This window comes from Microbacterium sp. UNCCL10 (assembly GCF_000746195.1).
GTDB classification, from domain to species: Bacteria; Actinomycetota; Actinomycetes; order Actinomycetales; family Microbacteriaceae; genus Microbacterium; species Microbacterium saccharophilum.
This window is the reverse complement of sequence record NZ_JQKT01000007.1, coordinates 514,239-533,836: the sequence shown is the minus strand read 5'-3', so window position 1 is coordinate 533,836 and position 19,598 is coordinate 514,239. Positions and strand designations below refer to the sequence as shown.

The 19,598-nt window shown below is 71.4% G+C and carries 13 protein-coding genes; 8 read left to right on the top strand and 5 right to left on the bottom strand.

Going from position 1 to position 19,598, the window contains the following annotated elements:
* Positions 1–85: 85 nt before the first annotated feature.
* Complete coding sequence (locus BR85_RS02740) at positions 86–1,387, top strand: glutamyl-tRNA reductase (protein ID WP_231478554.1); 1,302 nt, start codon at positions 86–88, stop codon at positions 1,385–1,387.
* Positions 1,384–2,361 carry a LacI family DNA-binding transcriptional regulator gene (locus BR85_RS02735; RefSeq protein ID WP_028495140.1) on the top strand — a complete coding sequence of 326 codons (978 nt, stop codon included), beginning with the start codon at positions 1,384–1,386 and terminating at the stop codon, positions 2,359–2,361. The genes BR85_RS02740 and BR85_RS02735 overlap by 4 nt, the downstream gene beginning before the upstream one ends.
* A 31-nt stretch (positions 2,362–2,392) precedes the next feature.
* On the opposite strand, the gene BR85_RS02730 is transcribed toward BR85_RS02735, so the two are convergent.
* The 3 genes from BR85_RS02730 to BR85_RS02720 all read right to left on the bottom strand — a co-directional run bounded on the left by BR85_RS02730 (position 2,393) and on the right by BR85_RS02720 (position 6,171).
* Complete coding sequence (locus BR85_RS02730; protein ID WP_036272164.1) at positions 2,393–3,289, bottom strand: TatD family hydrolase; 897 nt, start codon at positions 3,287–3,289, stop codon at positions 2,393–2,395.
* A gap of 20 nt (positions 3,290–3,309) precedes the next feature.
* On the bottom strand, positions 3,310–4,878 hold the full coding sequence (metG, locus tag BR85_RS02725; RefSeq protein ID WP_028495138.1) for a methionine--tRNA ligase: 1,569 nt from the start codon (positions 4,876–4,878) through the stop codon (positions 3,310–3,312).
* A gap of 279 nt (positions 4,879–5,157) precedes the next feature.
* Complete coding sequence (locus tag BR85_RS02720; RefSeq protein WP_028495137.1) at positions 5,158–6,171, bottom strand: LacI family DNA-binding transcriptional regulator; 1,014 nt, start codon at positions 6,169–6,171, stop codon at positions 5,158–5,160.
* Positions 6,172–6,339: 168 nt separating this feature from the next.
* Here BR85_RS02720 and BR85_RS02715 point away from each other — a divergent pair, with 168 nt between their 5' ends.
* The 4 genes from BR85_RS02715 (at position 6,340) to BR85_RS02700 (ending at position 12,382) form a co-directional block, all read left to right on the top strand.
* Positions 6,340–8,364 (top strand): beta-galactosidase, encoded by a 2,025-nt coding sequence (locus tag BR85_RS02715; protein ID WP_028495136.1) that lies wholly within the window; start codon positions 6,340–6,342, stop codon positions 8,362–8,364.
* Positions 8,365–8,522: 158 nt separating this feature from the next.
* Positions 8,523–9,767 carry a sugar ABC transporter substrate-binding protein gene (locus tag BR85_RS02710; RefSeq protein ID WP_028495135.1) on the top strand — a complete coding sequence of 415 codons (1,245 nt, stop codon included), beginning with the start codon at positions 8,523–8,525 and terminating at the stop codon, positions 9,765–9,767.
* Between the two features lie 69 nt (positions 9,768–9,836).
* Positions 9,837–11,468: an ABC transporter permease subunit gene (locus BR85_RS02705; protein WP_028495134.1), complete on the top strand. Its 1,632-nt coding sequence runs from the start codon at positions 9,837–9,839 to the stop codon at positions 11,466–11,468.
* A complete protein-coding gene (locus BR85_RS02700) occupies positions 11,468–12,382 on the top strand; it encodes a sugar ABC transporter permease (RefSeq protein WP_028495133.1) in 915 nt (304 codons plus the stop codon). The genes BR85_RS02705 and BR85_RS02700 overlap by 1 nt, the downstream gene beginning before the upstream one ends.
* 20 nt (positions 12,383–12,402) lie before the next feature.
* Here the strand turns inward: BR85_RS02700 and rsmI are convergent, their stop codons facing one another.
* Positions 12,403–13,230, bottom strand: coding sequence for a 16S rRNA (cytidine(1402)-2'-O)-methyltransferase (gene rsmI, locus BR85_RS02695; RefSeq protein ID WP_028495132.1), 828 nt, complete (start codon positions 13,228–13,230; stop codon positions 12,403–12,405).
* Positions 13,231–13,254: 24 nt separating this feature from the next.
* Between rsmI and BR85_RS02690 the strand changes: the two genes are divergently transcribed.
* A complete protein-coding gene (locus tag BR85_RS02690; RefSeq protein WP_028495131.1) occupies positions 13,255–14,844 on the top strand; it encodes a dolichyl-phosphate-mannose--protein mannosyltransferase in 1,590 nt (529 codons plus the stop codon).
* Here BR85_RS02690 and BR85_RS02685 read toward each other — a convergent pair.
* Entirely contained in the window at positions 14,841–15,668 is an 828-nt protein-coding gene (locus BR85_RS02685; RefSeq protein WP_028495130.1) for an aldo/keto reductase, read from the bottom strand. The genes BR85_RS02690 and BR85_RS02685 overlap by 4 nt on opposite strands.
* A gap of 54 nt (positions 15,669–15,722) precedes the next feature.
* Here BR85_RS02685 and hrpA point away from each other — a divergent pair, with 54 nt between their 5' ends.
* The gene (gene hrpA, locus BR85_RS02680) at positions 15,723–19,595 is read left to right on the top strand and encodes an ATP-dependent RNA helicase HrpA (protein ID WP_028495129.1); all 3,873 of its coding nucleotides are present in this window, start codon (positions 15,723–15,725) and stop codon (positions 19,593–19,595) included.
* The last annotated feature ends 3 nt before the right edge of the window (positions 19,596–19,598 follow it).

Sequence of the window (19,598 nt, the reverse complement as noted above, 5' to 3'; positions counted from 1 at the left end):
ACTGGGCCGTGCCGTGCGCGGTGAGGGGGTGCGTGGACGTGGAGATGGTGACGCTCCTCGAATCAGTTAATCGTTATACTAGCCGTTGATCCGAGGGGGTTCCCGCACCGTGCTCGTCTGCCTGACCGCGCATCAGCGCACCACGCCGTTCGAATCGCTCGAGCGCCTGTCGCTCATCGGCGACGACGTCGCGGTACGGCTGCGCGACGCCCACGAGTCCATCCGCGGCGCCGTGGTCCTCGCAACCTGCAACCGGTTCGAGGCGTACTTCGACCTGCACGACGACCCCGACCTGCCCTCCCCCATTCCGGCGATGGATGCCGCGATGGAGCAGATCTCCGACCTCGCCGACCTGTCCTACCGCGACGTCCGCGACGCGGTGGACTTCGCGCACGGGAACCGGGTCGCGCAGCACCTGTTCTCCGTCGCCGCGGGCCTGGACTCCGTCGCCGTCGGCGAGGACGAGATCGCCGGCCAGGTCAAGCGCGCGCTCGACGCCGCGCGGACGCAGGGCTCCACGACGACCTCGCTGGAGCACCTGTTCCAGCGCGCGACGGAGACCTCACGCACCGTGAAGAACGAGACGCGGCTCGGCGAGTCCGGGCGCTCGCTCGTCCGCCTCGCCGTCGACCTCGTCTCCTCGCGCCTCGAGTGGGCGACGGCCCGCGTGCTGCTCGTCGGCACCGGCCGGTACGCCGCCGCAGCCCTCGCCGCCCTCCGCGCCGCGGGCGCCGAGGACATCCGCGTGCACTCCCGGTCGGGCCGCAAGCGCTTCGCCCGGCAGGAGCACCTCATCTCCGTCCCGATCGAGGACTACGAGGCCGAGGCCGCCGCGGCGGACCTCATCGTCACATGCACCTCGACGACCGACGCGTTCGTGCTGGCGGCGGACTCGCACGCCGCGGCACGCGGTGAGGGCACCCGGCGGCAGATCATCATCGACCTGGGCCTCCCCCGCAACGTCGACCCCCGCATCGCCGACCTGCCCGGCATCGAGCTGCTCGACCTCGACACGATCCGCGTGCACGCGCCGGTCGACGAGTTCACGCTCATCGGCGAGGCGCGCGAGATCGTGCACAGCGCGGCGCAGCGGCACGCGGCCGCGCGGCGGGTGCACGAGGTGTCGCCGGAGGTCGTGCGCATGCGCAGCTATGTGCAGGGGATCCTCGAGGAGGAGCTGGCCCGCGCGCGCCGCAGCGACGCCGCGGCCGAGGTCGAGTCGGCGCTCCGGCACTTCTCCGGCGTCGTCCTGCACCACCTCATCGCGCAGGGCCACACGCTCGCTTCGACCGGGTCGGGCACGGCCTGGGCCGAGTCGGTGCGGACCGTCTTCCCCGACCGGGCTACGGCATCCGATGACCGCGGCGAAGGGACGCCCGGGCAGTGAGCCGCACGGTGACCCTGAAGGACATCGCCCTGAAGGCGGGTGTCTCCACGGCCGCCATCAGCCAGGCCCTCAACGACCGCGGGAACCTCCGCCCCGAGACGCGGGACCGCATCAAGGCCGTCGCCGCCGAACTCGGCTACGTCCCGAACAAGTACGCCGCGGCCCTGCGCAGCGGGCGGACGATGTCGGTCGGATTCGTCATGGCCGAGGATGCCGACGACGACTCCGCGAAGCGCTGGGCGCTGCACCGGACCCGCCAGCTCAACGCCCTCGTCCGCGCGTCGGCCGCGCACGGGTTCACCGTCACGGTGCTGCCGGAGTCGCGCCCCGACCTCCTCGCCGGCGCGCACATCGACGTCCTCTACTTCCCGGACGCGCACGGCACGCACGCCGTCCTGCGGGAGGCCGTGGCCCGCGGCATCCCGATCGTCGCGAACGACCTCCTCATCGACACCGACCGCGGTCTCAGCATCCGCACCGGCTACGACGCCGCCGTCCGCGCCGGGCTCGACCTCCTCGCCGCGAGCGGCGCGGAGCGGATCGCCTTCCTCGTGGACGAGGGCGGCCACCCGCGCGACGAGATCGGCGAGACCGCCTACCGCGCGTGGATGACGGTGCACGGATTCGACGGGCGGATCGCCCGCGTCGACGCCGGGCGCCGTTCGCTGAACCGTCGCCTGCGCGAGGTCGTCGACGCCGGCGCGGACGCCGTCTTCGCGTTCTGCGAGGAGGGCCCGGAGATCTATCTGCAGCTCGAGGCCACATCGCTCGTGATCCCGCGCGACATCCAGCTCATCGCGCTGTGCACGACGGAGTGCGCCCTGAACTCCCGGCTCGGCGTGACGCACGTGTGCGTGCACCCCGAGCAGGCGGCCGAGGCGGTCTTCGAGACGCTGGGCCGGATCGGCGGCCTCGTGGGCACGACCGTCGTCGACCTGCCGTGGGAGCTCGTGCGCGGGTCGACGACCCGCTGAACCGGGTCCTCCCGGTGCGGGGACGGCGGGGTCAGTCGAACGAGCCGTAGACCTCGAGGGTGTTCGCCGCCAGCTGCGCGGAGAGCTCGTCCACATCGAGGCCGAGCTCGGCGGCCATGAAGCGCACCGTCACCGGGATGAGGTACGGCGCGTTCGGCCGGCCCCGGTGCGGCACCGGGGTCAGGAACGGCGCATCCGTCTCGACGAGGATGCGCTCGAGCGGCGTCACCGCCAGGGCGTCGCGGAGGTTCTGGGCGTTCTTGAACGTGATGTTGCCGGCGAAGCTCAGCCAGTAGCCGCGTTCCGCGGTGTACCGCGCCATGGCCTCGTCACCGGAGAAGCAGTGGAACACGGTGCGCGCCGGCCCGCCGACCCGTTCGAGGGTCTCCAGGACCGCGTCGTGTGCGTCGCGGTCGTGGATCTGCATCGCGATGTCGTGCTTCTTCGCGAGGGCGATGTGGGCCTCGAACGCCTCGAACTGCGCGGGGCGGCCGGCCTCGTCGGTGCGGAAGAAGTCGAGGCCGGTCTCCCCGATCGCGCGGACGCGTGGCTGCGCCGCGAGCTCGTCGATCGCCTCGATCGCCTGCGGCAGCATGCCGCTCTCGGCATACGCCGGGGCTTCGTTCGGGTGGATGGCGACGGCGGCGAGCACGCGCGGATGGCTGGCCGCCGCCCACGCCGACCAGCGGCTCGACTCGATGTCACCGCCGGCCTGCACGACGCCGTGCACACCGACGGCGGCCGCGCGGTCGAGCTGCTCGTCGAGGCTCAGCCCCTCCTCGCCGTCCTCGATCTCGAGGTGGGCGTGGTTGTCGTAGACCGGGATGCGCAGGGCCTCCGGCGCATCCGGGTAGCTGACGTCACGCGACCCCTTCTCGCGCTGGCGCACGTACTGGCTCGGGTCGGTGTTCTCGGCGGGCAGGGCCATGCGTTCTCGCTCCGCGCGCGTCAGGCGGTCTGCTCGACGCGGGGGAAGAGCGGCGCCAGGGCGGTCACGGTCGTACCGGGCTGCAGGCGTCCCCAGCGGCCGGCCTCGCGGAGCAGCTGGCCTTCGAGCGCCTCGGTCGAGCCGAGCGCCGTCCAGAGCTTCTCGGTTGCGTCCGGCATGATCGGCGAGAGCAGCACGGCGAGCGCGCGGAGACCCTCGGCGGCCGTGTAGAGGACGGTGCCGAGGCGTGCGCGCTGCGCGTCATCCTTCGCCAGCGCCCACGGCTCGTTGTCGGTGATGTATCCGTTGAGGGCGTCGACGATCGTCCAGATCGCGGCGATGGCCTCGTCCGGGCGGAAGCGGGCCATCGCCGCGTCGGCGGCGGTGGCGGCATCCGCGACCACCTGCTGGATGCGGCGGTCGGCGTCGTTCTCCTCGCCGGGCGCGGGGACCACGCCGTCGAAGTAGCGCGCGATCATCGCCGTGGTGCGGGATGCCAGGTTGCCGAAGCCGTTGGCGAGCTCGGCCTGGTAGCGCGCGGACAGGTCCTCCCAAGAGAACGAGCCGTCGTGCCCGAACGGGATGGCGGAGAGGAAGTAGAAGCGGTACGCGTCGGAGCCGAACACGTCGGTGATCTCCGTGGGCGCGATGCCGGTCAGCTTGGACTTGGACATCTTCTCGCCGCCGACGAGGAGCCAGCCGTGCGCGAAGACGCCGCGAGGCACGTCGAGGCCGAGCGCCATGAGCATGGCGGGCCAGATGACGGCGTGGAAGCGGAGGATGTCCTTGCCGACGACGTGGTACGCGGGCCAGCGACGGTCGAACTGCTCCGGGTCGGTGCCGTAGCCGACGGCGGTGGCGTAGTTCAGGAGCGCGTCGACCCAGACGTAGATGACGTGCGACGGGTCCCACGGCAGCGGGATCCCCCAGTCGAACGCGGACCGGGAGATCGACAGGTCCTTCAGGCCGCTGCGGACGAAGGAGACGACCTCGTTGCGGGCGGAGTCGGGGCGGACGAAGTCCGGCTCGGTCTTGTAGAGCTCCAGGAGGCGGTCCTGGAACTCGCTGAGCTTGAAGAAGTAGTTCTTCTCCTGCAGGAGCTCGAGGGGCTTGGAGTGGATGGCGCAGACCTTGAGGCCCTCGAACGCACCGGTGCCGTCCACGATCTCGGACTCGGGCTTGAACTCCTCGCAGCCGACGCAGTAGAGCGCCTCGTACTCGCCCGCGTAGATGTAGCCGCGGTCGTACAGCGCCTGCACGAACTGCTGGACGCGCTCCTCGTGGCGGGGCTGCGTCGTGCGGATGAAGTCGTCGTTGGCGACGTCGAGGGTCTCCAGCAGCGGGAACCACGACTCCTGGACGAGCTTGTCGACCCACTCCTGCGGCGTCACGCCGTTGGCGGCCGCGGCGCGCAGCATCTTCTGACCGTGCTCGTCGGTGCCGGTCAGCATCCAGGTGTCGTCACCGGCCTGCCGGTGCCAGCGCGCGAGCGCGTCGACGGCCACCGTCGTGTACCCGTGTCCGATGTGGGGCAGGTCGGAGGGGTAGTAGATCGGGGTGGTGATGTAGAACGAGCCGCCGGAAGTCACCCGTCGATTCTAGGCGGGGCGCCGGATGCCGCAGGGTCAGATGACGCCCACCCCTTCTCGTCCTCCGCCGGCGCCGCCCGCCGCCGCCGTCACCGTCCGGCGTTCCCCACCGTTCCGGGGTGTCACAGAATCTGCGGGTCCGGGCCTGGGCTACCCGCGCGTAGTGTGACACGCCCTCGTGCCGTGTCACAGCAACGGCGAATGCGGTCGCAGGTCACCCGCCGGTGGTGTGACACGCCGCGGGCAGGGGAAGTGGCAGGGGCGCCAGCGCGCCGACGCTCAGGCGCTCTCGCGCACCACGAGGGTCGTCGGGAGCACGACCGACTCGCGCGGGGTGCCGCTGATCACGTCCAGCACCATGTCGACCATCGTGCGGGAGATGTCCGCCCAGGGCTGGCGCATCGTCGTGAGGGGAGGGTCGTGCGTCTCGGCGAGCCCGGAGTCGTCGAAGCCGGCGACGGCGATGTCCTCGGGCACGCGCTTGCCGGCGCGGCGGATCGCGGCGATCGCGCCGACGGCCATGACATCGGATGCCGCGAAGACGGCGTCGATGTCGGGGGCGCGCTCCAGCAGCCGCGTCATGGCGGCGGCGCCCGCCTCGCTCGAGTAGACGTCCTGCTCGACGAGATCCGGGTCGAACCGGTCGCCCATCTCCTGGCGGAACCCGATGAGCCGGAAGCGACCGCCCGGGGTGTCGTCGGGGCCGGTGATGACGGCGATCTTCCGGTATCCCCGCGTCATCAGGTACCGGGTCATCTCCCGCGCCGAGCCCTCCTCGTCGACGGAGACCGTCGGCACATGCGCGCGATCGCCGAGCGGGACGCCGCTGCAGACGGTCGGGATGCCGGCCGCGATGAGCGAGGCGAGCAGCGGGTTGGATTCGTGCGAGGAGATGAGGAGGACACCGTCGACGTGACCGGCGCGGACGTAGTGCTCGATGTTCGCCCGCTCCGCGGCCGTGTCCGCCACGAGCAGCACGAGCGTCATCGAGCGCTGCGCGAGCGTCTCGGTCGCCCCGCGCAGCAGCAGGGCGAAGGTCGGGTCGTTGAAGAGCAGGTGGTGCGGCTCGGTGAGCAGGAACGCGACCGAGTTCGCCCGGCCCGTCGCGAGGCTCCGCGCGGCGTGACTGACGGTGTACCCGGTGCGGGCGATGGCCTCCTCGACGGCGGTCCGCGCCTCCGGCGAGACCCAGTGACCGCCGTTGATAACCCGGGACACCGTCCCGTGCGAGACGCCCGCGACGCGCGCGACGTCACGGATCGTCGGCTTTCGCACGCTGTCGGGGGATGCCACGGTCGAGACTCTACCCCTGCGCCTCCACGCCGCCCGGCCCGGCGCGCATGAAGATGGGACCGGTCACAGTTCGGTAACGAGTCCCCGCGGCGCATGTTTCGGGCACGTAAACTGACGGCACAGGCTGTGACCGGTCACAGCCCCCGAGACTCTCGAGGACCCGAAGCAATGACCGCTCCCACCTGGCCGAAGCTCGACGCGATCGCGTTCGGCGGCGACTACACGCCGGAGCAGTGGTCCCGCGAGACCTGGCGCGAGGACGTCGCGCTCATGCGCGAGGCAGGCGTCAACCTCGTGAGCATCGGCATCTTCGCCTGGGCGCTCATCGAGACGAGCGAGGGCGTCTTCGACTTCACGTGGCTCGACGAGGTGGTCGAGCTCCTGCACGAGAACGGCATCTCCGTCGACATGGGGACCCCGACGGCCTCTCCCCCGGCCTGGTTCTTCGCGAATCACCCCGACGCCCGCGTCCTCACGCGCGACGGCGTCACGATGGGCTTCGGCGCGCGCGGCATGGCGTCGCACTCCTCCCCCGCGTACCGCGCGGCCGCCGTCCGCATCGCGACCGAGCTCGCCCGTCGCTATGGGAACCACCCGGCCGTCGTGCTGTGGCACGTGCACAACGAGTACGGCGTCCCGGTCGGCGAGGACTACTCCCCGAACGCCGTCCGCGCCTGGCGGCTCTGGCTGCAGGAGCGCTACGGGTCGCTCGACGCGCTCAACGCCGCGTGGGGCACCGCGTTCTGGGGTCAGCACTATGGCGACTGGGAGCACGTCGGCGCCCCCGCCGCCGCGCCCAGCGTCGTGAACCCCGCGCAGCGCCTCGACTTCGCGCGCTTCACCGACCACCAGCTGCGCCAGTGCTACATCGCCGAGCGCGACGCCATCCGCGCGCACAGCGACCGCCCGATCACGACGAACTTCATGGCCAACCAGCACAACGGCTGCGACCTGTGGGCGTGGGCGCGGGAGGTGGACATCGTCTCGGACGACCACTACCTCTGGGCGGCGGACGAGGAAGGCGAGATCGGCCTCGCCATCGCCGCGGACCTCACCCGATCGGTCGGCGGCGGCACCCCGTGGATCCTCATGGAGCACTCCACCTCGGCCGTGAACTGGCAGCCCCGCAACGTCGCGAAGCGCCCCGGAGAGATGGCGCGCAACTCGCTCTCCCACCTCGGGCGCGGCGCCGACGGCATCCTGTTCTTCCAGTGGCGGGCCTCCCGCTCCGGCGCGGAGAAGTTCCACTCCGCGATGCTCCCCCATGCCGGCACGACCTCCCGCGTCTGGCGCGAGGTCGTCGACCTCGGCGAGAAGCTGTCGGGACTGAACGAGGTGCGCGGCTCGCGCGTGCAGGCCGATGTCGCGATCCTGTGGGACTTCGAGTCGTTCTGGGCGCAGGATCTCGAATGGCGCCCCTCCGAGGACGTCGACCACGGCGAGCGCATCCGCGCCTTCTACGAGCGCCTGTGGCGCGACGGCATCACCGCCGACTTCGCGCTGCCGGGCCACGACCTCTCCGGCTACAAGCTCGTCCTCGCGCCGGCCCAGTACATGCTGCGCACCGCGGATGCCGACAACCTGAACCGCTACGTGGCGCAGGGCGGCACGCTCGTCGTCTCGTTCTTCTCCGCCGTCGTCGACGAGAACGACGCCGTGCACGCGGGCGGCTTCGCCGCTCCCCTCGAGCCCGCGCTCGGGCTGCGCGTCGAGGAGCACCTGCCGCTGCGCGAAGGCGCGACGTGCACCGTCGACTTCGCCGGCCGCCCCGTCACGGCCGACGTCTGGCAGGAGGACCTCGTCCTCTCCGGCGCCGACGTCCGCGGCGTGTACGTCGACGGCCCCGCCGCCGGTGAGCCGGCCATCACGCGAAACCGGCACGGGGCCGGCACCGGCTGGTACATCAGCACCCGCCCGGATGCCGAGGGTCTCGCGGCGGTCATGACCGAGGTCTACGCCGACGCCGGCGTCGCCCCCGCCGGTCTCCCGGCCGGTGTCGAGGTCGTCCGGCGCACGAGTGCGGACGCCGACTTCCTCGTCGCGATCAACCATTCGGCCGTGACCGTTTCGTTGTCAGTTTCGGGGGTGGATCTGCTGACGCAGACCGCAACCGACGGCATGCTGGAGCTTGCGGGCGGCGACGTCGCCGTCATCCGCTCGCCGCACACAGCAGATCGGAGTGCGCAGTCCTGACACTCCACATCACCACACCGTGTGCGGGCACCCTCCCGCGCACATCGCACTGAGAAACACCCGTTGCGGCCGGCTGGCCGCAGCAACCACCATCGGTCGTGACGGCGCGACCTCGTAAGAGGCCTCGCAGGATCGACCACCCTATGGAAGGAAAATCCATGCGCAAGTTGGGAATCGGAGTCGCCGCGCTCGCCGCGACCACCATCCTCCTCGCCGGCTGCTCCGGCGGCGGCAACACCCCGGCCCCGGACGAGACCGACGCCGGACCCATCGACGCCAGCGGCGTGACGCTGACGATCTGGACCGACGCCAACCGCCAGCCGGCCATCGAGGCGGCCGCCGCGACGTTCGAAGAGGAGACCGGCGCGACCGTCGAGCTCGTCGAGAAGAACTTCGACGACATCCGCACCGACTTCACCAACCAGGTTCCGACCGGCGAGGGCCCCGACATCACGATCGGCGCGCACGACTGGCTCGGCGGCCTCGTCGAAGCCGGTGTCGTCTCCACGCTCGACCTCGGCGACGTGGCGGGCGAGTTCGAGCAGGTCGCGCTGGACGCGTTCAGCTACGACGGCCAGCTCTACGCGCTGCCCTACTCCCTCGAGACCATCGCGCTCGTGCAGAACACCGACCTCGTCGGTGAGGACGCCCCCGCGACGTGGGACGAGATGGTCGCCGCCGGCACCGCGTCCGGCGCCGAGCGCCCGTTCGTGATCAACACGGCCGGCCAGACCGGTGACGCGTACACGATGTACGGCTTCCAGACCTCGTTCGGCGCGCCGGTGTTCGTCCAGGACGACTCGGGCAGCTACACGACCGAGGTCGGCATGGGCGGCGAGGCCGGCCAGGCCTTCGCCGCGTGGCTCGGCGAGAAGGGCGAGACCGGCACCGGGAACATCTCGACCACGGTCGACTACGACACGAACAACGAGCTGTTCGCCTCCGGCAAGGCCGCCTACACGATCCAGGGTCCCTGGGCCATCGAGGCGCTCACCGCGCAGGGCGCGAACGTCAAGGTCAACCCGATCCCGTCCGCGGGTGGCGAGACCGCATCGCCGTTCGTCGGCGTGCAGGGCTTCTACCTGAGCGCGGAGAGCGAGAACGCCCTCGTCGCGCAGGAGTTCCTGGTGAACTACCTCGCCACCGAGGACGCGCAGCGCGCCCTCTACGAGGCCGACCCCCGCATCCCCGCGTGGTCGACCATCGCCGAAGAGGTCTCGGCCGACCCGGTGATCGCCGGCTTCGTCGCGTCGTCGCAGAACGGCGTCCCGATGCCGAACATCCCCCAGATGGGCTCCGTCTGGGACCTGTGGAACGCCGCTCAGGTGCAGATCATCAAGGGCGCCGACCCCGTGTCGACGTGGGACAAGATGGTCGCCGACCTCGAGGCCACGATCGGCTGATCCCCTCCGGGGGCGGGCGGCGCACGCCGCCCGCCCCCGGAACCATTCGCCTCGTCGAAGGAGATGAACATGTCGGTCCCGCAGGGCACGATCGCCGCTGACACGACGCCGCCGAAGGCGCCGCTGTCACCGGCCCCCTCGAAGGAACCCCACGGCCGCGACTGGCGCGGCCTCGGCTGGGGCTTCCTCGTGAAGCTCGCCATCATGGCCGTGATCAACGCCTTCGGGCTGATGGGCATCGTCGCCGCGTTCCGGGCGGAAGCGTGGCTGATCTTCGCCGCCGCGGTCCTCGTCCTGGTGGCAGCCGACATCATCTACTTCACCAAGCGAGCCCTGCCGCTGAAGTACCTCCTGCCGGGACTGACGTTCCTGCTGATCTTCCAGGTCTTCATCTTCGGCTACACGGCGTACATCGCCTTCACCAACTACGGCGCCGGCCACGTCGGTTCGCAGGAGCAGGCCGTCAACGCCGCGCTCAGCCAGGGCGAGCGCCGCGTCGAGGGCTCCCCCTCCTACCCGCTCACCGTCATCGAGCAGAACGGCGAACTCGGGTTCGCGATCGTCGAGGACGGCGAGATCAAGGCCGGCACCGCCGACCAGCCGCTGCAGGTCGTCGGCGACGCGTCCGGATCGGGCGCCGCCACCGAGGTGCCCGGCTGGAACGTCGTGCCGCGCAACACGCTCATCAGCGACCCGGCCATGCAGGACGCCGTCGTCGAGCTGCGGGTGCCCATCTCCGACGACCCCAACGACGGCTCGATCCGCACGCGTGAAGGCACGACGGGCGCCGTCTACCTCTCCACGATGGAGTGGAACCCGGACGCGCAGACGATCACCGACACGGCGACGGGCACGGTCTACTCCGCCACCGCGGACGGCACCTTCGCCGCCGAGGACGGGACGACCCTCGCCACGGGCTGGACCGCGAACGTCGGCTTCGCAAACTTCGTCCGCCTCTTCACCGATCCGGACCTCTTCGAGCCGCTCGGCCTCGTGACCGTGTGGACGTTCGCGTGGGCGATCCTCTCGGTGCTGATCCCCTTCGCGATGGGGCTCGTCTTCGCGATCATCTTCAACGACGAACGGGTCAAGGGCCGGAAGATCCTGCGGACCTTGTTCATCCTCCCCTACGCCTTCCCGGCGTTCATGTCGGCGCTGCTGTTCCGGGGCATGTTCAACGCCGAGTTCGGCGTCATCAACGAGTTCTTCTTCGGCGGGGCGAACATCGACTGGCTCGGCGACCCGTGGCTCGCCCGGGGGGCCGTGCTGTTCGTCAACGTGTGGCTGACCTACCCGTACTACTTCCTCGTCTGCACCGGCGCGATCCAGGCGCTGCCCGCGGACGCCCTGGAGGCCGCGTCGATCGACGGGGCGGGCCGCTTCCGGCAGCTGCGCTCCATCATCCTTCCGCTCGTGCTCGTCGCGACGGCGCCGCTGCTGATCTCGTCCTTCGCCTTCAGCTTCAACAACTTCACCATCATCTACATGTTCAACAACGGCGGCCCCGCGATACCCGGCGCCCCGTACGCGCTCGGATCCACCGACATCCTGATCTCCGCGATCTGGGACATCTCGGGGGTCTCCGGCGGCAAGGCGGACTACGGCCTCGCCAGCGCCCTGTCGATCCTCGTGTTCATCGTCGTCGGCCTCATCTCCGCCCTGGCGTTCCGCCAGACCAAGAAGCTCGAGGAGTACCAGTGATGTCCGCTCCCACTCAGACGCGCGCGACGACCTCGGACCACGGCCCGGCCCAGGACCGGACGAAGGCGCGGCGGCGACGCTGGCTGACCGAGGTCGGCTGGAAGTACCTCGTCGCCCTCGTGATCCTCTTCTACGCGATCTTCCCGCTCGTGTACGTGCTGTCCGCGTCGCTGAACCCCAACGGCAACCTGGCCGCCAGCAACGCCATCTTCAGCGTGCTGGACCTCGGGAACTACGCCGCCCTGTCGGAGACCCGCTACTGGACCTGGTACGGCAACACGCTGCTGGTCGGCGGCGTCTCGGCGATCGGCGCCGTCATGATGGGCGCCGCGGCGGCCTACGCGTTCTCCCGGTTCCGCTTCAAGGGCCGCCGGACGAGCCTCACCGCGCTGCTCATCATCCAGATGTTCCCGCAGGCGCTCGCGTTCGTCGCGATCTTCCTCATGCTGCTGGCTCTCGGCGAGGTCTTCCCCGCCCTCGGCCTGAACTCGAAGATCGCCCTGATCTGCGTGTACCTCGGCGGCGCCCTGGGCGTGAACACGTTCCTCATGTACGGGTTCTTCAACACGGTCCCGATCGAGATCGACGAGTCCGCGAAGATCGACGGCGCCTCGCACGCCGTGATCTTCTGGCGGCTGATCTTCCCGCTCGTGACTCCGATTCTCGCGGTCGTGGCGCTGCTGGCGTTCATCTCGGCGTTCGGGGACTACATCATCTCGAAGATCATCCTGGTCTCCGAGGACAACTGGACGCTCGCCGTCGGCATGTTCCAGTGGGTGTCCAACCAGCTCTCCAGCAACTGGGGGCTGTTCGCGGCCGGAGCGATCCTCGCCGCCATCCCGGTGCTCGTGCTGTTCCTCGCGCTGCAGCGCTACATCATCGGCGGCCTGACCGCCGGCTCCGTCAAGGGCTGATCGGGCGCGTCACGCGCGCCTCAGGAGGTGGCTGACCGGGCGGCGAGAGCCGCCTGGTACAGCGTCCGCGACGACAGGCCCGTCTGCGCCGACACCTCGGCGGCGGCATCCTTGAGACGGATGCCGTCGGCGACGAGCCGATGCACTTCGGCGACGGCATCCTCGGCGGACACCTCGCGCGCCGGGGCCCCGGCGACGACGACGACGATCTCACCGCGCACGCCGCCCTCTGCCCACGTCGCGAGCTCGCCGAGCGGTCCGCGCACGACCTCCTCGTGCAGCTTCGTCAGTTCGCGGCAGACGGCCGCGGGCCGGTCGGCGCCGAAGGCGCCCGCCATTGCGGCGAGGCTCTCCGCGATGCGCGACGGGGCCTCGAAGAAGACCATGGTGCGCCGCTCTGCGGACAGTGGGGCGAGCGTCGATCGCCGGTCTCCGGCCTTGCGTGGGAGGAACCCCTCGAAGGTGAAGCGGTCCGTGGGCAGTCCCGCGACGGCGAGCGCCGTGACGACGGCGCTCGGGCCGGGGATCGCGGTGACCGCCACCCCCTGCGAGACGGCCTCCACGACCAGCGCGTAGCCGGGGTCGCTCACGGTCGGCATGCCGGCGTCGCTGAGGACCAGGAGGTCCTCCTCCCGCGCCCGCTCCACGAGGTCGGCGGCGCGCTGGCGCTCGTTGTGCTCGTGGAGGGCGACGAGCCGCGGCCGGTTGTCGACGCCGAGCGCCTGCAGGAGCCGCTGCGCCGTGCGGGTGTCCTCCGCCGCGATCACGGTGGCGGCTTCTAGCGCCGCGACGAGGCGGGGCGAGGCATCCCCCAGGTTGCCGATGGGCGTCGCGGCGAGGATGATCACCCGCCCCAGCATAGGCTGGTCGACGTGACGACGACGGTCGAGACCCTCCTGCCGACGGCACCCCCGACCCCCTACGAGCGCTGGCGCGCCCGGCTGTCCGGCGAGCCCCGCCTCCGCCGCGTCGCCGGGTGGCTCGCTCCCCTGCTCGTCACCCTGCTCGCCGCCGTGCTGCGGCTCGTGAACCTCGGCCACCCGCACGCCCTCGTCTTCGACGAGACCTACTACGTGAAGGACGCCTGGTCGCAATGGGTCCTGGGGTACGCCGCGACCTGGCCGGAGGACGCCAACGCGCGGTTCGCCGCCGGGGAGACCGACATCTTCACGACGGACCCGAGCTTCGTCGTGCACCCGCCGCTCGGGAAGTACCTCATCGGCGCGGGAATGGCGCTGTTCGGCGCGGACTCGTCGTTCGGCTGGCGGATCGCGGCGGCCCTCATCGGCACGGCATGCGTGCTCGTGCTGTACGTCCTCGCCAAGGCGCTCGTGCCCTCGGTCGTCTTCGCGACGATCGCCGCGGGGCTCCTGGCGATCGACGGCCAGGCGATCGTCATGAGCCGCGTCTCCCTGCTGGACATCTTCCTGGCGTTCTTCATCCTGCTGGCGGTGTGGTTCATGGTCCTCGACCGCCGCGCGCACCTCGACCGGCTCGCCGGGATCGTGCGCGCGCGCACCGACGGTGGTGCACCCCCGCGGTGGGGCCCGGTGCGCTGGAACCGGCCGTGGGTCGTCGCGGCCGGCGCGGCGGCGGGCGCCGCGTGCGCCGTGAAGTGGTCCGGCGTCTGGGTGCTCGCCGCCGTCGGCCTCTACCTCGTCGTCACCGATGCCCTCGAGCGGCGGCGCCTCGGCATCTCGTTCTGGCCGATGGACGCCGTCCGCCAGGGCGCGGCGTCCTTCGTCCTGCTCGTCCCCGTCGCGTTCGTCGTCTACCTGTCCTCCTGGGCGGGGTGGCTGCTGACCGACGGCGGCTACGGCCGCCACGACGCCGACGCGCAGCCCGCGACGGGCGTCTGGAGCTGGGTCCCCCTGTCGCTGCAGAGCCTCTGGCGCTACCACGAGACGATCTACACCTCGATGGCCGGCATGTCGACGCCGCACAGCTACATGTCGCCGGCGTGGGCGTGGCCGTTCCTCTGGCGCCCGACGGCGATGTTCACCGGCAGCGTCCCGGACGGCCAGGACGGCTGCGCGAGCGCGCAGGGCTGCCTGCAGATCCTCTACTCGATGCCCAACCCGCTGCTCTGGTACGCGAGCGTCGCCGCGACGGTGTGGATCGGGTACCGCTTCGTCGTGGTCCGTGACTGGCGGTACGCCGTGCTCCTCACCGCGATCGCGGCGACCTGGCTGCCGTGGCTGCTCTTCCCGGAGCGCACGGTGTTCCAGTTCTACACGATCGCCCTGCTGCCGTTCCTGCTGCTCGCGCTGACCTTCGCGCTCCGCGACATCGCCGGGCCCGCCCACGCCTCGGCGGCACGGCGGCTCGCGGGGCAGCGGGTCGTCCTGGTCGTGCTGGCGGTCGCCCTCGCGCTCTCGGTCTTCTGGTATCCGCTGTGGTCGGCGATGCAGGTGCCGTACGAGTTCTACCGCCTGCACAACTGGATGCAGGGCTGGGTCTAGTTCACCTCGTCGGGGTGCGCGGAGACCCGCCCGCCCCGCTCGAGCGCCGTGATGGCGGCCTGCTCGTCGTCGGTGAGCGCGAAGCCGAAGACGTCGAGGTTCTCCCGGATGCGCTCCGGCGTGCCCGACTTCGGGAACACGATGTGGCCCTGCTGGAGGTGCCAGCGCAGCACGACCTGCGCGGGGGTCTTGCCGTGCGCAGCGGCCGCCGCGGCAACGGGCTCCTCCTCGAACAGCGGGTACTTGCCCTGGCCGAGCGGCCCCCACGCCTCGATGAGGATGCCGCGATCGGCGGCGAAGCTCGTCACCTCGCGCTGCTGATAGGCGGGGTGCAGCTCGATCTGGTCGACGGCGGGCGTCACGCCGGTGGCCGCGATGACCTTCTCGAGGTGCTCGGGCAGGTGGTTGGAGACGCCGATGCTCGTGGCCTTGCCGGCATCCCGGATCTCGATCATGCGCTCCCAGGCGTTGACGAAGTGGCCGTTCTTCGGTGCCGGCCAGTGCGAGAGGTACAGGTCGACGCGGTCGAGGCCGAGCTTGTCCAGGCTCGTGTCGATCGCGGCGAGCGGCTTGTCTCCGGCCTGGTCCTCGAACCACAGCTTCGTCGTGACGAAGAGCTCCTCGCGCGGGATGCCGCTGGCGGCGATCGCGCGGCCGACACCCTCCTCGTTGCCGTAGATCGCGGCGGTGTCGATGTGCCGGTAGCCGGCGGCGAGGGCCTCCGAGACGATCCGCTCGGTCTCGGCGGGGTCGACCTTGAAGACGCCGAAGCCGAGCTGGGGGATGGTGTGGCCGTCGTTGAGCGTGAGCGCGGGAATCGTCATGGGTCCAGCCTAAGGAACCCGGCCACGGCCCGGACCGTCATACGATGGAACGCTATGCCCGCGCCGGAACCCCGCATCCTCTACCCGCCGGAGCTGCCCGTCAGCGCCGCGCGGGAGGAGATCGCGCGCGCCATCGCGGAGCACCAGGTCGTCATCGTGGCCGGCGCCACCGGATCGGGCAAGACGACGCAGCTGCCGAAGATCTGCCTCGAGCTCGGCCGGCAGTCCATCGCGCACACGCAGCCGCGCCGCATCGCGGCCCGGACGATCGCCGAGCGCATCGCGCAGGAGATGGATGTGCCCCTCGGCTCGACCGTGGGCTTCAAGGTCCGCTTCACCGACCAGGTCTCCGCCGACACGAAGGTCGCGCTGCTGACCGACGGCATCCTCCTCAACGAGATCCACCGCGATCGGCTGCTGCGCCGCTACGACACGATCATCATCGACGAGGCGCACGAGCGCTCGCTCAACGTCGACTTCCTCATCGGGTACCTCTCGCGGATCCTCCCCGAGCGCCCCGACCTCAAGGTCATCGTGACGTCCGCGACGATCGATCCGGAGAGCTTCGCGCGCCACTTCGCCGCGCCCGACGGCACGCCCGCCCCGGTCATCGAGGTCTCCGGCCGGACCTACCCCGTCGAGATCCGCTACCGCGCGCACGACGACACCGACGACGACGTGGATGCCCTGCTCGGCGCGCTCGGGGAGCTCGACCGCGAGTCCGACGGCGACGTGCTCGTCTTCCTGCCCGGCGAGGCGGAGATCCGCGACGCGATGGATGCCGTCCGCGGCCGGTACGCGAAGGACGCGCGGCCCACCGAGGTCCTGCCCCTGTTCGGCCGGCTCTCCGCCGCCGAGCAGCACCGCGTGTTCGAGCCGTCGACCGTGCGGGGCGTCCGCCGCCGCATCATCCTCGCGACGAACGTCGCCGAGACGAGCCTCACGGTCCCCGGCATCCGCTACGTCGTCGACGCCGGCACCGCGCGCATCTCGCGCTACAGCGCACGCTCGAAGATCCAGCGGCTCCCCATCGAGGCGATCTCGCAGGCGTCGGCGCAGCAGCGGTCCGGCCGCGCGGGGCGCACCTCGCCCGGCATCGCCATCCGCCTCTACGCCGAGGAGGACTTCGCGGCCCGGCCGGAGTTCACCGAGCCGGAGATCCTCCGCACATCGCTGGCCTCCGTCATCCTGCAGATGCTCGCGCTCGGCTTCGGCGACATCTCGGAGTTCCCGTTCCTCACCCCGCCCGACTCCCGCGGCGTCAAGGCGGCGCTCGAACTCCTCACCGAGCTGCAGGCGATCACCGGCGGGACGACCCCGAAGCTGACGAAGATGGGCCGGGAGATCGCCCGGCTCCCCATCGACCCGCGATTCGCCCGGATGCTGCTGGAGGCGCGGCGCCTGAACGTCACTCCCGACGTCCTCGCGATCGTCGCCGGGCTCTCGATCCAGGACGTCCGCGAGCGCCCCGAGGAGCGACGCGAGGAGGCCGACCGCCTCCACGCCCGATTCACCGACCCGACGAGCGACTTCCTCACGCTGCTGAACCTGTGGAACCACCTGCAGGAGCAGCAGGCCGAACTCGGCTCGAGCGCCTTCCGGCGCCTGTGCCGCGCGGAGCACCTCAACTACGTGCGGGTGCGGGAGTGGTTCGACGTGCACCGCCAGCTGCGCCAGCTGAGCGGGGAGCGTCGCGGCGGGCGCGACGGGGAGCGGCGGAGCGCCACGACGGAGGGGGCCGCCGCCGACCCGGCCGCCGTGCACCGCGCGATCCTCTCCGGGCTGCTCTCGCACATCGGCATCCTCGACACGCGCAGCGCCGGGAAGACCGGCGGCGCGAAGCCCGATCCGAAGCGGCGGCCCCTCGCGGAGTACCGCGGCGCGCGCGGGGCGAGGTTCGCGATCTTCCCCGGCTCGGGGCTGCGGAAGGCGTCACCGGATGCCGTCATGGCGGCCGAGCTCGTGGAGACCTCGCGCCTGTTCGCCCGGACGGTCGCCGCGATCGACCCGGCGTGGGCCGAGGAGCTCGCCGGCGACCTCGCGCACCGCAGCATCAGCGACCCGCACTGGTCGAAGGATGCCGGCGCCGCCGTCGCCGCGGAGAAGGTCACGCTCTTCGGGGTCGAGATCATCCCGCGCCGCCGCGTGCAGCTCGCGCGGATCGACCGGGACCTCGCCCGTGAGCTGTTCCTGCGGCACGCGCTCGTCGACGGGGAGTGGAACACGCACCACCTGGACAAGAAGCTGACGGCGTTCGAGCGCCGGAACCTCGAGCTCCGCCGGAACCTGGAGAAGGTCGAGGAGCGGGAGCGCCGACGCGACATCCTCGTCGGCGACGAGGCCGTGTACGCGTTCTACGCCGCGCGGGTGCCCCGCGACGTCTTCGACGTCCGGTCCTTCGAGACGTGGTGGCGGGAGGCCTCGGCGCGGACGCCGCGGCTCCTGGACATGACCGCGGCCGACCTCATCGACGACGCCTCCCGCGCGGACGAGCGCGACTTCCCGACCCGCTGGACGCAGGGCGATCAGGTGCTCTCCCTGGCCTACCGGTTCGAGCCGGGAGCCCCGGACGACGGCGTCAGCGTCGTCGTGCCGCTCGCCCTCCTCGCCCAGCTGCGCCCGGACGGCTTCGACTGGCAGGTGCCGGGACTCCGCGGCGAGCTCATCACGGCGCTCCTCCGGGCGCTGCCGAAGGCGATCCGCCGGCACGTCGTCCCCGCCGCGGACTGGGCCGCCAAGCTCGGCGACGAGCTCGCCGGCGCCGGTCCGGAGTCGCACGACGGGCTTCCCCCGGCCAGTCTCCTCGAGGCCCTCGCCGCCCGCGTCCAGCCGGTCGCGAACCAGCGCGTGTCGGCGGCCGACTTCGACCTCTCCCGCGTGCCCCCGCACCTGATGGTCTCGTTCCGCGCCGTCGACCAGCGCGGGCGCGCGGTCGGCTCCGGGCGGGACCTCCGCGAACTGCAGGACCGGCTGTCCGGTCGCGCGCGGGAATCCGTCGCGCGGTCGCTGAGCGCCCCGGCGCGGACCGCGCGACCCTCACCCGCGGCACCGGCGGCCGCCGCGCCGCTGGAGCGCTCGGGCCTGACGACATGGGACGTCGGCGACCTCCCCGCCGTCGTCGACACGAAGGTCGCCGGCGGCGTCGTCCGCGGCTACCCGGCCCTCGTCGACGAGGGCGCAAGCGTCGCCCTGCGGATCGAGGCGACGGCCGAGCGCGCCGTGCGCCTCTCGCAGGACGGCGTCCGCCGCCTCCTGCTGCTGGCCGTCCCCTCGCCCGCCGCCTATGTGCTCGAGCACCTCACCGCCGCGGAGAAGCTCGCCCTCGCGACCTCTCCCTACCCGTCCGCGAAGGCGCTCATCGAGGACGCCCGCGTCGCCGTCGCCGACGCCGTCCTGGCGGGAGCCGAGGTGCGCACGACCGCCGCCTTCGAGGCCACCCGCGACCGCCTGTCGGCCGTGATCGTCGACGACCTGTTCCGGACCGTGTCACTGGCCGCCCGCATCCTCACGCTGCAGCGTGACGTCGACCGGGCCGTCCGCGCGCAGAACTCGATGACGCTCCTCTCCGCCCTCGGCGATGTGAAGGCGCAGGTCGCGGGCCTGCTGCATCCCGCGTTCCTCTCCCGGACCGGCACGGCGCGGCTCGCGCACCTGCCCCGTTATCTGCAGGGGGCGCTCGAGCGTGTCCGCGGGCTCGGCGACAACCCGGGCCGCGACCGGCAGCGGCAGACCGAGTACGAACGCGCCGCCGCTCTCTACACGGATGCCGGCGGCACGATCCCGCTCGACCCGGACGCCCCCGCGACCCTGCACGCCGCGCGCTGGCTTCTCGAGGAGTACCGTGTCAGCCTGTTCGCGCAGCAGCTCGGCACGGCGCAGCCGGTGTCGATCCAGCGCATCACGAAGGCCCTGTCCGGCAAGGACTGACGA